The sequence below is a fragment of the Streptomyces sp. NPDC017448 genome, assembly GCF_044330565.1.
GTDB lineage: Bacteria > Actinomycetota > Actinomycetes > Streptomycetales > Streptomycetaceae > Streptomyces.
Window position 1 is genome coordinate 235,909 of record NZ_JBIRLM010000001.1, and the last position, 12,321, is coordinate 248,229.

The window sequence follows — 12,321 nt, forward strand, 5'->3', positions numbered from 1 at the left end:
TGTTTTGGGCGGTTCTGATGTTTCGGACGGGCCGGCGGCCCGGGCGCTACGCGGTCCGGGCGGTCCGCGGCCCGGGTGTTACGCGGTCCGGGCGCGGGCGTCGGCGGCCTCGCGGGCGCAGGCGTACGCCAGCGGGCTGATCAACTCCCCCGCCTCGGGCAGCCATCGGTTGGCGTGGTTGGGCCTGCGGGCCCACTGCACGGCCCCCCTGCCGCCGACCCGGGTGGGCGGGGCGGCGACGTAGTGGCCCTCGCCGCGACCGGTCAGGTCGATCGCCTCCGCGTTCCAGCCGAGCGCGCGCACCAGGTCGGCGACCTTGGCGGCGGCCCCCGGCTGCACGAAGAACAGCATCCGGCGGTCGGGGGTGCGGGTGACCGGGCCGAGCGTCAGGTCCATCCGCTCCATCCGGGCCAGCGCCAGGAAGCCCGCGGACTCCGGCACCTCCAGCGCGTCGAACGCGCGCCCGGTCGGCAGCAGCACCGAGGAGCGGGGCTGCCGCGTCCACATCCGCCGGGCCGCCGCCCCGCTGCCGGTCGCCCGGCCCGCCCAGTCCGGCCGGTCCGCGTGGGCCCCGGGCAGGGCGCAGCCGGCGTCGCCGCACGAACACCGCTCCGCACCGTCCACCGCCTCCAGCCAGGCGCCGGGGAACACGTCCCAGTGACGCTCTTCCGCATACCGCACCGCGGCGTCGAGCAGCGGCTCGCTCCGCTGCTGGGGGACCTGCGCGGCTTCCGTGACTCCGATGGGCTCTTCCACGACCAGCACAACTCCCTTCGTCACCAGGGGTTACGGCCTGCCCTGAACCGGGGACCGGCGCACCGCCCCCACACGCGGGGCGCATCGGAGCACGGGCGGGGGCGCGCATGAGGCGTGGCGCCGAAGTCCGGGTAACCACCCCCAGGACCGAGACCGGGCCCGCACCGGACCCGGCGCCGTGGTGCGACGCGCCACGTCCGTACCGAATGACGAAGGAATATGCGCATTTCTTGTGTATGTGCCGGGCAGTGATCCCTTCCACCGATCACCGCGCATAACCGATGTTTCAGGGGGACATATGGCTGCAAGGCCTCTCGTAGCCCGCCAGCCCAACGAACGGCTCCAGACGCTCATCCAGGAGGCCGCCTGTTCCAACGCGGGCCTCGCGCGCCGCGTGAACATGGTCGGGGCCGAGCGCGGGCTCGACCTGCGCTACGACAAGACCTCCGTGGCCCGGTGGCTGCGCGGACAGCAGCCCCGCGGCCGGGCCCCGGGGGTCATCGCCGAGGCGCTGGGCCGCAAGCTCGGCCGGACGGTCACGATCGACGAGATCGGCATGGCCAACGGCAAGAACCTGGCGTCCGGCGTCGGCCTCCAGTACGCGCCGACCGTCGCCGGGGCCGTCGAGCAGGTCTGCGAGCTGTGGCGCAGCGACGTGGGCCGCCGCGACCTGCTCACCGGGTCGGCGGTCGCCGCCTCCGCGCTGGTCGAACCCAGCCGGGACTGGCTGATCTCGGGCCCGGACGCGCAGGTCGAGCGGACGGCGGGGGCCCGGGTCGGGATGGCCGACGTCGAGGCGGTGCGTGCGATGACCGCGTCCCTGACCGACCTCGACCACCGCTTCGGCAGCGGCCATGTGCGGCCGGTGCTCGTGCACTACCTCAACAGCGTGGTCTCCGGGCTGCTTTCGGGGTCGTACCGCGAACAGGTGGGGCGGCGGCTGTTCGCCGCGGTGGCCCGGCTCACCGAGCTGGGCGGCTACATGGCGGTCGACACCGGCCAACCGGGGCTGGCCCAGCGCTACTACATCCAGGCGCTGCGGCTCGCGCAGGCGGCGGGCGACCGCGCGTACGGCGGTTATGTGCTCGCCGCGTCGATGAGCCACCTCGCCGCCCAGCTCGGCAACCCCCGCGAGATCGCCCAACTGGCCCGCGCCGCCCAGGAAGGGGCCCGGGGGCAGGTCACCCCCCGCGCGCAGGCGATGTTCTACGCGGCGGAGGCCCGGGGCCACGCACTGCTCGGGGACGCCCGGACCTGCCAGGCGGTGGCGGCGCGCGCGACCGCCGCGCTGGAGCAGGCCGACCCGGACACCGGCGACGACCCGGTCTGGATCCGGCACTTCGACGCGGGGTACCTCGCGGACGAACTGGCCCACTGCCACCGGGACCTGGGGCAGGCGGCCGAGGCGGCCCGGCGGGCCAAGGAGGCGCTGGCGGCGCTGCCGGAGACCCGCGCCCGGCGCCGGGGCATCGCGCTGGTGCTGCTGGCGTCGGCGCAGGTCCAGCAGCGCGAGGTGGAGCGGGCCTGCCACACGGGGACGAGGGCGATGGAGCTGCTGGCGACGGTGCGCTCCAGCCGGGGCGCCGAATACCTCGACGACCTCCAGCAGCGGCTGGCCCCCTTCGGCGAGGACCCCGCGGTACGGGAGTTCGGCGAGCGCCTGGAGCTCCAGGCGGCGTGAGGAAGAGGTGGCCGCCGGCGCTGTCCGGACCGTGCCGGCGGCGGTCCGGACATGAACAGCGCCGTGGGGCCGAGGGATGTTACCCGCCCTGTGAAGGGGCGGTGAGGGGCACCACGCGCTTGGCGGAGGCGGGCGGGCACCCGATAGCGTGAGCCGACGATTCCGTAGGTTCACACGTAGGAGTCCCGGTGACGCAGAGCGGACAGGACGGCGAGCAGCGGCTCCCCGCCGCACGACCCGCGCACGAGGGTGTCGTGCTGCCCGCCGACGGCGGACCCCCCTGGACCCCGGGAGCGGCCGGGCGGGAAGGCCGGGGCGACCAGGCGACGCCCGCCGGCGGGCAGCCGTGGGGGCAGCCCTGGGGCCCGCAGTCCACCGCGCCCCAGCAGCCCCAGCAGTCGGACCAGCAGCCACAGGGGGGCTACGGCTACCCGCCGGCGCAGCCCCTGCCGCCCGTGCAGCAGCAGGGGGACCGGGGGGCGTACCAGCAGCCGGGGCCCGCGGAGGGGTACCAGCAGCCCGGCGCGTACCCGCAGGCGCAGCAGCCCGGCGCGTACCCGCAGCCTCAGCAGCACGCCCCGCAACCCTCCTCGCCGTACGCCCCGCAGTACCAGCAGCACGATCCCTCCCAGCCCCCGTCCCAGCCGCTGCCGTACGCGCAGCCGCTGCCGCCGGAGGCCGGGCCGGGGGCGCAGGGGGGACCGGGAAGCTACGGGGGCCAGGGCGGCCATGGCGGTCAGGGGGTTCCCGGCGGGGACGCGGACGCGACGCAGTACATCGCGCCCGTCCCCGGCGGTCCCGGCCCCGTGGCGCCCCGGCCGGGCGGCGGGGACGCCGACGCGACCCAGTACATACCCCCGGTGCCCGGCGGCGCCCCGTACGGGATCAGGCCGGGCGCGCCGGAGGACCGGCAGCCGCCCGCGGAGTTCGACAACCTGTTCCGTTCGGAGCAACCGGCGGGCGCCACCCAGCAGTTGCCCCAGTTCGACGCGGGCCACCCGTCCCCGCCCCCGTACCAGCGGCAGAGCCCCCAGCCCCAGGGCGGTCCGCCGCAGGGGCCCGGCGGCGGTTACGACTCCGGGGCCCAGGGCTTCCAGGGCCGCCCGGAGCAGGCCGGGGCGGCCCACCACGACGGGGGTGCCCCGCGCCGGCGGTCCGCCCACATCCCGCTGATCGCCGCCGTCGTCGTCGGCTGCGCGGTCATCGGTCTCGGCGCGGGCGCGCTGATGAGCGGCGGCGACGGCCCGGACGACGACAAGCAGCCGGTCGCCTCGCAGAGTTCGCAGGCCGCCGACCCCACCACCGAGGCCGCGCCCCCCGACCCGGCCGAGCCGCAGGCCAAGGAGCTGGACAAGCTGCTGGCCGACAGCAACGACAGCCGGGCGGCGGTGATCAGCGCGGTGGAGAAGATCAAGTCCTGCAAGGACCTGGACCGGGCGAACGCCGACCTCCAGGGCGCCGCCCGGCAGCGCCGCGACCTGGTGACCCGGCTCGACGGGCTGACCGTGGACAAGCTTCCGCAGCAGGCGGAGCTGGTCGCCGCGCTGAACCGGGCATGGAAGGCGTCGGCGGCGGCCGACGAGCACTACGCCACCTGGGCGCGGCAGGCCAAGAAGAACAAGTCCGTCTGCAAGGGCGGCCACGCCCGGTCGACGAACGAGACGGCCAAGGGCAACCAGCAGAGCGGGGTGGCCACCCAGGCCAAGCGCGAGGCGTCCCGGCTCTGGAACGCGATCGCGGGGAAGTACGGCCTCACCAAGCACGCGTACACCGAGCTGTAGACGGGGGCGGGCGCCGCGCCTCGCGCGGTGCCGCGCCCGCGCCGCCGGGGCGCGCCGGAGGCCGGGGGAGGCCGGGGGAGGGGGCCCGGCGGGCCTCGCTCCCGCGCGGCCCGGCGCCGTGCGCGCCCGACGCGTCCTAACCGCGCGGGGCGTCCGTCAGGGCTTCCTGGACGTCCACGAAGCCCTTCCTCTGAGCGGTGAGGCGGCCGTCCCGGACCACCTGGAACGTCACCTTCGTATTGACGATGCGCGGATAGCCCGACGTGCCGACCAGGTCCTCGAAGCGCCACCGGAGCTTCGGGGTGAGGCCGCCGGTGTCCACCTCGACGCCCCGGTTGAGGGCGGCGGTGAGCCGGCCCGGGGTGACGTCCTCGTCGCCGACCGCCCGGACGGCCGCCCGCAGCGCCGTGTACGCGATCCACGTCGTCTGCACCGCGGTGTCGTCCGGGTCGATGCGGTTGTCCCCGAAGGCGTACGTGGCGACCACCTCGCGCATCTGCTTCCAGCGCGGGTTCTTCGCGTCCGGGTACCAGCCGGTGACGTAGGCGCCCTCGAAGGGGCTGTTCCGGCCGCCCGTGCGGTTGATGAGCGGCTGGCTGACGCTGCCGAGCACGGAGGAGATCCTGACCCGCCCGCCGTCCGGCTCCAGCCGCCGGAAGGAGTCGAAGAAGGTCTCCGTACCGGCGCCGAGCACCGCCGTCACACAGCCCCCGCCGGACCCCCGCAGCGCCTGGGCGGCCTGCTCGTCGTAGGACGTGGCGTCCAGCGGGGCCACGATGTCGGTGGAGGCGGGCCGGTCGGCGGCGAGCAGTCCGTTGTTCAGGAGCGGCGGCATCCCGTCGCCGCCGATCGAGTCGGGGCGCACCAGCGAAACCCGCTCGCAGCTGCGTCCCAGCTGCCGCCCGTGACCGGCCAGCAGGGCCGGCTGGCCGCCGTTGACGGGGTACGAGAGGTAGCTGCTGAACTCCTCGGGGGAGGCCCCGTACCCGCCGATGTACGGGACGCCGCCCGCCTCCAGCGCGGGCATGAAGCTCTGGCCGTGGCGGCTGTAGGAGCCGACGACGGCGGCCACCCTCTTCTCCACCGCCTCCCGGGCGCACCGCTCCGCGCCGAGCGTGGTGTCGCCCTCGTCGCAGACGACCACCCGCAGCTCGCGGCCGTCGATGCCGCCGGTGTCGTTGACCCAGCGGGCGTACGTCTGCGCCATGGCGGGAACCCCGGCCTCCTTCGCCGCGTTGATGTTCTCCGCGCGGTCGGGGGCCCAGGTCATCACCGTGACGGGCTCCCTGGATCCCCCCGAGGTCCCAGGGAGCACGCCACAGCCGGACAGCAGCACCGCCCCCGCCGCCGTCGCGCTGATGACGCCCGACAAGGGGCGGGAGGAGGTGGGGCGTCGCCGTCCGCTCATGGGCCCCGACTGTTCCCCCCTCCGGGTAACGGCGCGGTGTGCGACCCTCAACGCTCGGTGACGTCGAGGTGAATTGCGGGGGCCCGTACGGAGGAGGCGGGAAGGAACGTACGATCGACGACCGTGCAGCAAGGTTCGGAGAACTCTTCCCGTCGCGGCCGTCGCTCCTCCACCATGGGCGGCATGCCGCTCACTGACATGCCGTGGTGGCGCTGGCGCACCAACGTGCGCTCGGCGCTGCACATGCTCTCCGACCCCGCCTTCCACCACGCGTGCTGGCTGGCCGGCCGGGAGGGGTACGGGGACGTCACCGACGCCGTGTACCGCCTGGTCGAGGACACCTGGCTCGACAACTGGTCCGCCGAGAAGTACGTGGGCACCATATTCAGGGACTCCGCCGAGGCCGCCGCGGTGGACGCCGCGGCCCTGCGGGTGCTGCGGATCATGCACCAGGTGGGCGCGGACGCCCCCGTCTCCGCCTACCTGGAGCACCCCGGGTGGGCCGAGGCCGTCCACGCGGCGCGCGAGGCCCATGTGATGCTCGCCACCAACGACGCGGAGGATCCGGACATACCACCGCACTCGTTGGACGTCATCCGCATCATGACCAGGGCCGCCTAGCCACCGGCGGGTGTGGCACCCTACGAGGATGACCGCGCCGCAGCCCGCCCCCTCCGCCGCCCCCTCGGACGCCGCCGCCGCGACCGAGCAGTACGTCCTCACGCTCTCCTGCCCGGACAAGCAGGGCATCGTGCACGCCGTGTCGAGCTACCTCTTCATGACCGGCTGCAACATCGAGGACAGCCAGCAGTTCGGGGACCACGACACGGGCCTGTTCTTCATGCGCGTCCACTTCTCGGCGGACGCGGGGGTCACGGTGGACAAGCTGCGCGCCAGCTTCGCCGCGATCGGGGACGCCTTCGGCATGGAGTGGCAGATCCACCGGTCGGCGGAGCGCATGCGGATCGTGCTCATGGTCAGCAAGTTCGGCCACTGCCTCAACGACCTGCTGTTCCGCTCCCGTACCGGGGCGCTGCCGGTCGAGATCGCGGCCGTCGTCTCCAACCACACCGACTTCGCCGAGCTGGTGGCCTCGTACGGCATCCCCTTCCGCCACCTGCCGGTGACCAAGGAGAACAAGCCGGAGGCCGAGGCGGCGCTGCTGGAGCTGGTCCGCGAGGAGAGCGTCGAGCTGGTCGTCCTGGCCCGCTACATGCAGGTCCTCTCCGACGACCTGTGCAAGCGGCTCAGCGGCCGGATCATCAACATCCACCACTCGTTCCTGCCGAGCTTCAAGGGCGCCAAGCCCTACCACCAGGCCCACGCGCGCGGCGTGAAGCTGATCGGCGCGACCGCGCACTACGTCACCGCCGACCTCGACGAGGGCCCCATCATCGAGCAGGAGGTCGAGCGCGTCGGCCACGAGGTGACCCCGGACCAGCTGGTCGCCATCGGCCGGGACGTGGAGTGCCAGGCGCTGGCGCGTGCGGTGAAGTGGCACGCGGAGCGGCGCATCCTGCTCAACGGCCGCCGCACGGTGGTCTTCGCCTGACCGGGCCCCGAGAGCGGAGGCCGGGACGCGAGCGGGCCCCGAGGCCGGCGGCCGGAACCTAGAGCCGGCTGAGCGAGGCCGTCGCGAACAGCACGTCGCGGATGGCCTCGCGGTCGCCCTCCTGGCCCGCCGCCGCGTCCACCGGGGAGATGCGGCCCGCGGCGAGCCGGCAGAACTCGACGCCGTCCAGGGCCACCTGCGCCACCGCGCGCTCGGGCGAACCGGCGGCGTCCGTCGAGTCCAGCGCGATGTACCAGTCGCCTCCGCCGTGGCCCTCGATCTCCAGATGGAGCGAGCGGCCCGGCTTCCCGGCGGCGGGGCCCCTCGCCCCTCCGGCGCGGCGGGCCGCGAGGGCGGCCGGGAGCATGCGGACCGCCACCTCGATCATCAGGTGCAGATGGGCCGCCGAGGGGGCCGGGTACGGGTAGTCGACGGCGTCGGCGATGTCCCCGCCGTGCACCCAGCACTCGAAGGCCCGCTCCACGGCGGCGTCCTGGAGCGGCAGGGCGAAGGCCCCGTAGGGGACGGAGGTTCCGGCGACGTCCCGGGCGTGGAAGGAGGCCGTACGGATCAGCTCGTGGCTCTGGGCCCGCCAGGGCCCGCGGACGGCCCGGGTGAGCGGTCGGCCCGCCCCCGACCAGTACGCCTCGGTGCGCAGGGCGGGGTCCAGCGGGGCGTCGCCGCCGAGCGGGTCGTCGAGGCCGAGCGCGGCGGAGAGCAGCCCGTCGACCGCCGTCAGATGGCCGATCACCCCGGCGACCGTGGTCCTGCGGTCGGCCTCGCGCTCCCGTTCGAACCAGCGCAGCCGCACCGGCGCGTGCCAGTCGGCGTCCCCGATGTCGCGGAGCAGTGCGTCGAGCCGGGCGGTCTCGGCGTCGTAGGGGGCGGCCCACGCCGGTATCGGGATCCGGGCCGGCCGACGGCTCAGGCAGCCGTCCACCACCCGGGACCGCAGGGTCGGATCGACGTCCAGGGAGCCGTCGGGGTGCAGGAGCCCCACCGCCTCCCGCAGCCGCACCGCCTCGCCCGCGCACGGGCCGCACCCGGTGAGGTGGTCCTCCACCGCGGCGGCTTCCTCGGCCGAGCACACGGAGAGCGCCCAGGCGCCGAGCAGGGACTGGAGGACGCGGTGGGGAAGGACCGGCCCGGCGCTCATGAACGGCTCCGGGGCATTGCCGGGAGCCGCCCCCACGACCGGGCCGGGCTCGTCCGGAGCGGAGGACGCGGGCTCGTCCGGGGCGTCCGGACCGGGTTCCCCGGGTGCGTACGGCCCGGCGGTCGCGGGCTCTCCGGCCTCGGGAGCGCCCCGGTCGGCGGCGTCCCCGGCCTCCGGGGCGGGTGCGTCGGCGGCGTCCCGGATCTCCAGGTCGGATGCGTCGGCGGTGTCCCGGTCGGAGGCGTCGCCCGGGTCCGGCCCGCCCGCGTCCGGCCCATCCGGGTCCGGAGCGGACTGCTCCGGTACGGCCTCGCCGGGGGTGCCGGCGCCGGGCGGCGGCAGGGGAGGGAGCGGTACGGACGCCAGGTCGAGGTCGTCCGCCGCCCCGCGCGGCCCCGGTATCCGGCGGGCGCCGCGGACGCCCTCCTCGTCCCCTTCGCCCGCCCGTCCGTCGCCGCTCACCCGGCCCGTCCGTAACCGGGCGGCGCGGCCCCTTCGCGGGGGCGGTCGTTGGCGGTGGAGAGCAGTTGCAGACCGAGCCGGAGCCTGCGGCGCGCCTCGTCCTCGGTGACCCCGAGGTCGGCGGCGGTCCGCCGGTAGTCCCGGCGGTCGACGTAGGCCAGCTTCAGCGCCTGCCGCAGCGGTGCGGGCATGGAGGAGACGATGTAGTCGGCGCGGGCGGCGGCCGTGGCGCTGCGCACGCGCTGCTCCAGCTCCTCGGGGTCGGGCGCGGAGCCCTCGCCGTGTTCGGCCGCGTACGAGGAGGCCGCGGCGTGGCGCAGCCGCCGGACGGACCGGTGGTGGGTGAGGTGGGCCACCCAGGCACGCATCGACCCCTGCTTCGGGTCGTACTCCTCGGGGCCCTCCCAGATCTGGGCGAAGACCTCGCGGGTCACCAGGTCGGCGGCGTCCTCGTCGTCGAGCATCCGGTGCGCCTGGCTGTGGACGAGGGAGGCGAACCGGTCGTACAGCTCACCGAGCGCCGCCGCCTCCCCGCGGGCCAGCCTCTGCTGCATCCTGCGGTCCCAGCGGGGTGCCGTGTCCTTCGCCATGAACCCCCCAGCCCCCGGCCTGTCGCCCAGCTCCGTGATCCATCCTGCCCGTGCCCGTGCGGACCGAATGTAGTCCGCCGGACGAACGGCGCACGCGCCTTTGCCGTATCCGTCCCGCTGCGCACGTGGCCGACGACGGTAGTCGATTTTCGGCCGGGACGCCTCCTCGGCCGTTCTGAACGGCAAAAACGGGCCGAAGCGCGCCTTTCGCCGGAAACCTCCTGGGCCTTTGCGGGCGTGTCGGTGTTTCATGGAGGGGCGGTCGGGCAGCCGCGAGGAGGAACGGAAACTTCCGGATCATCGCCGGGAGCCCCGGAACGAGAGGTCCAGTCGCGTGACGCTCACTGTGGACGAGGCGGAACAGGGCGCGTGGACCGTGCTGCGCATGAGCGGCGAACTGGATCTGGTGTCCTCGCCCGTCGTACGGCAGTCCGTCCACGACGCGGTGGCCGAGGGGCAGCACGACGTGGTGCTCGACCTGTCCGAGGTGTTCTTCTGCGACTCCAGCGGCGTCGGCGTGCTGATCGCCTCGCGCCGCCTGATGAAGTCCTGCGGGGGGCGGCTGCGGCTGATCCTTCCGGCCCGGGGCGCGGAGGACGGGTCGCACGTCAACAAGGTGCTCGGCGCGCTCGGCGTGCGCCGCCTCTTCGACGTCTACCCCGACGCCCGGTCCGCGACCGACGAGGAGTGCAGGCCGCTGAGCGCGTGAGGCGGCCCGGTGATGCGAGGTTGTCACACGGGAAGCGCCGCACGGTGACACGTGGACGTTCCCGGCGACGTACGCTCCCCGCATGGACAGCGCAGAGTACGAGCGCAAGATCGCGCACCGTTTCGCCGCCTTCGACCAGGACGGCAACGGTTACATCGATCGCGCCGATTTCAACGCAGCGGCCGCCCGTCTGCTCACCGAGTTCGGTACGACGGCCCGCTGCGACAAGGGACAGGCGCTCTACACCGGTGCCGAGGCCTTCTGGCAGGGCATGGCGGGGATCGCCGACGTGGACGGGGACCAGCGCGTCACCCGGGAGGAGTTCGCGGGCGGGGCGGTGAAGCGGCTCCGGGACAATCCGGAGCGGTTCGCCGAGATCGCCCGCCCCTTCCTGCGGGCGGTCGTCGCGCTCGCCGGGGAGGGGGACGACGGCAGAGCGGCGGTGGCGGACGTGGAGCGGGCGCTCCGGGTCCTCGGGGCCGGCGCCGACATCGCGGGCGCGGCCGCCCAGAGCCTGGACACGGACCGGGACGGCAAGATCGCGGAGAGCGACGTGGTGTCGGCGTTCGCCGTGTACTTCACGGTGATCGAGCCCGACGCGTAGCGGCCGTACGGGCGTCAGGGGCGGTGCGCCGTCCCCCTGGCGCCCGTCCGGGGCCGTTCCCGCGAGGCGGTGCGCCGTGCTCGTCGGCGATCCGGCTCTCCCCGCCCTCCGGTGGCCGGCCCTCCGCCGACGCCGGGTGCTCCGGTACGGGGGTGCGCTCCTCGTCGCCGCCCAACGGCTCGGCAGCGCCGCCCGGGCCGCTGGGGCGGCCGTTCAACACGCCCGGGAGCCCGAGCAGTTCGGAGCGTCCTTCGGATCGTTCCGGGTGGTCGAACATCTCTGCGCCGGCATGCCCGCCCGCGCCGCGGTGTACGGGGCGGCCGTGACCGGCGACCGGGCGGGGATCGCGGCGGCGGTGCCGCCCGCCGACGGGGCCGCCGTCCGCCGCACGCGCGCGACTGCCCCCGGATTCACGGGGGGCGGGCTTCACCTGGGAGGCAGATGTTCACCTCCGCCTCGAACGCTCCCGGCTCCGGGCCGCGGGCGGGGTCGCGGGGCTGGGGCGGAGGAGGCGCCGGCAGCCGTCCCGGGGGCCGCGCGCCCGGGTTCCGGCAGCTCGGGGGCGTACCGGCCGGGGAGGGCCCGGGCCGGGGGCGGAGCGTGACGCAGCGCATCCGCCCGGTCCCGGCCCGGGTGTGCGGCCCGTGCGGGGTTGGTCACCGGGCGGAGTCGGGGCCCGCCTCGGGTACCCTCCGTGGGATGCGAGTGGTTCTGGAACCGGGCGATCCGGGGGCGGCCTGTGCGGCGGCTCCGGTCCCGGGCGAGGGCGCTCGCCGGAGATGTGCCGGGCCTGCCCGAAGAGCGTTTCTCGCGGTCTCTGCGCGCTCCTGTTCGACTCCCCGCAATGTGCGTCGCACAGTATGCACTACGCGTACTCCTTCGCGCTGGAATATGCCCGAAGCGCTTGTTGCGGTGACTGTACGTCAACCATGCTGTCGCGTAAGGGAATCACGTTCCGTGACCCTGAGGAGGCGCGAGGCGATGTGTCCGCCGGTTCGGATGGTGTGAGCGGTGCAGGTGCTTCAGGTTCAGATGGAGGTCGGTCCGGATCCCGCAGAGGTGGGGCGGGCCCGCAGGTGGGCGCGGTCGCGTCTGGCCGGTTCCGGGATAGGGGAGGACGAGCCGCTCGCCGAGACGCTCATCCTGCTGATCTCGGAGCTGGTCACCAACGCCGTCGTCCACACGGGCTGCCCCGCCGTGCTGCGCATGCTCTTCGGCTCCGCCGGGGCGACCGGCGGGGCCGGGACGGTCCGGGTCGAGGTCGCGGACGCCAGCGACCGGCCGCCGCTCCAGCGGCACGCGGAGGGCGAGGACACCAACGGCCGGGGCCTGGAGCTGGTGGACGGCCTCGCGGACCGCTGGGGCTGGCTGCCGGAGGGCCGGGGTAAGCAGATCTGGTGCGAGGTGGACCGCAGCGGGCCGGTACGCATCCCGGCCCCGGTCGTCGGTCTGGGCGCTCGGGTGGGTGAGGTCCGCGAATCGCCCGCCTGCCTGTTCACCGACAACCTGTCCTGAGCCGCGCCCCCCGGCCGCCCGCCGCCGTGCCCGCGCCGGGGCCGCGCCCCCTGGGGGGCCGTACCCCTTCGGCCCCCGCGCGGCCGTGCCCCTCCGGCCCCCGTGGG

The 12,321-nt window shown here is 75.0% G+C and carries 12 protein-coding genes; 8 read left to right on the plus strand and 4 right to left on the minus strand.

Features of this window, described 5'->3' with window-relative positions:
* Positions 1-78: 78 nt before the first annotated feature.
* On the minus strand, positions 79-765 hold the full coding sequence (locus ACH4K1_RS00975; protein WP_228989868.1) for a bifunctional DNA primase/polymerase: 687 nt from the start codon (positions 763-765) through the stop codon (positions 79-81).
* A 289-nt stretch (positions 766-1,054) separates the two neighbouring features.
* Here ACH4K1_RS00975 and ACH4K1_RS00980 point away from each other — a divergent pair, with 289 nt between their 5' ends.
* Complete coding sequence (locus tag ACH4K1_RS00980; protein ID WP_398085131.1) at positions 1,055-2,437, plus strand: transcriptional regulator; 1,383 nt, start codon at positions 1,055-1,057, stop codon at positions 2,435-2,437.
* A 188-nt stretch (positions 2,438-2,625) separates the two neighbouring features.
* The gene (locus tag ACH4K1_RS00985; RefSeq protein ID WP_398085133.1) at positions 2,626-4,218 is read left to right on the plus strand and encodes a hypothetical protein; all 1,593 of its coding nucleotides are present in this window, start codon (positions 2,626-2,628) and stop codon (positions 4,216-4,218) included.
* Positions 4,219-4,354: 136 nt separating this feature from the next.
* Here ACH4K1_RS00985 and ACH4K1_RS00990 read toward each other — a convergent pair whose 3' ends face one another.
* A complete protein-coding gene (locus ACH4K1_RS00990; RefSeq protein ID WP_398085135.1) occupies positions 4,355-5,626 on the minus strand; it encodes an ABC transporter substrate-binding protein in 1,272 nt (423 codons plus the stop codon).
* A 174-nt stretch (positions 5,627-5,800) separates the two neighbouring features.
* Between ACH4K1_RS00990 and ACH4K1_RS00995 the strand changes: the two genes are divergently transcribed.
* Both ACH4K1_RS00995 and purU read left to right on the plus strand, forming a co-directional pair.
* Positions 5,801-6,247, plus strand: coding sequence for a hypothetical protein (locus ACH4K1_RS00995; RefSeq protein WP_228989869.1), 447 nt, complete (start codon positions 5,801-5,803; stop codon positions 6,245-6,247).
* A 28-nt stretch (positions 6,248-6,275) separates the two neighbouring features.
* Positions 6,276-7,178 carry a formyltetrahydrofolate deformylase gene (purU, locus tag ACH4K1_RS01000; protein WP_398085137.1) on the plus strand — a complete coding sequence of 301 codons (903 nt, stop codon included), beginning with the start codon at positions 6,276-6,278 and terminating at the stop codon, positions 7,176-7,178.
* Positions 7,179-7,236: 58 nt separating this feature from the next.
* Here the strand turns inward: purU and ACH4K1_RS01005 are convergent, their stop codons facing one another.
* Positions 7,237-8,796 (minus strand): zf-HC2 domain-containing protein, encoded by a 1,560-nt coding sequence (locus ACH4K1_RS01005; RefSeq protein ID WP_398085139.1) that lies wholly within the window; start codon positions 8,794-8,796, stop codon positions 7,237-7,239.
* Complete coding sequence (locus ACH4K1_RS01010) at positions 8,793-9,386, minus strand: RNA polymerase sigma factor (RefSeq protein ID WP_398085142.1); 594 nt, start codon at positions 9,384-9,386, stop codon at positions 8,793-8,795. Before ACH4K1_RS01010 ends, ACH4K1_RS01005 begins: the two co-directional genes overlap by 4 nt.
* A gap of 334 nt (positions 9,387-9,720) precedes the next feature.
* Here ACH4K1_RS01010 and ACH4K1_RS01015 point away from each other — a divergent pair, with 334 nt between their 5' ends.
* The 4 genes from ACH4K1_RS01015 to ACH4K1_RS01030 all read left to right on the plus strand — a co-directional run bounded on the left by ACH4K1_RS01015 (position 9,721) and on the right by ACH4K1_RS01030 (position 12,214).
* The gene (locus tag ACH4K1_RS01015) at positions 9,721-10,095 is read left to right on the plus strand and encodes an STAS domain-containing protein (protein ID WP_073765139.1); all 375 of its coding nucleotides are present in this window, start codon (positions 9,721-9,723) and stop codon (positions 10,093-10,095) included.
* Positions 10,096-10,177: 82 nt separating this feature from the next.
* Positions 10,178-10,699: an EF-hand domain-containing protein gene (locus ACH4K1_RS01020; RefSeq protein WP_398085145.1), complete on the plus strand. Its 522-nt coding sequence runs from the start codon at positions 10,178-10,180 to the stop codon at positions 10,697-10,699.
* Positions 10,700-10,835: 136 nt separating this feature from the next.
* The gene (locus tag ACH4K1_RS01025) at positions 10,836-11,303 is read left to right on the plus strand and encodes an acyl-CoA dehydrogenase family protein (RefSeq protein WP_398086536.1); all 468 of its coding nucleotides are present in this window, start codon (positions 10,836-10,838) and stop codon (positions 11,301-11,303) included.
* Between the two features lie 407 nt (positions 11,304-11,710).
* Complete coding sequence (locus tag ACH4K1_RS01030; RefSeq protein ID WP_398085148.1) at positions 11,711-12,214, plus strand: ATP-binding protein; 504 nt, start codon at positions 11,711-11,713, stop codon at positions 12,212-12,214.
* The last annotated feature ends 107 nt before the right edge of the window (positions 12,215-12,321 follow it).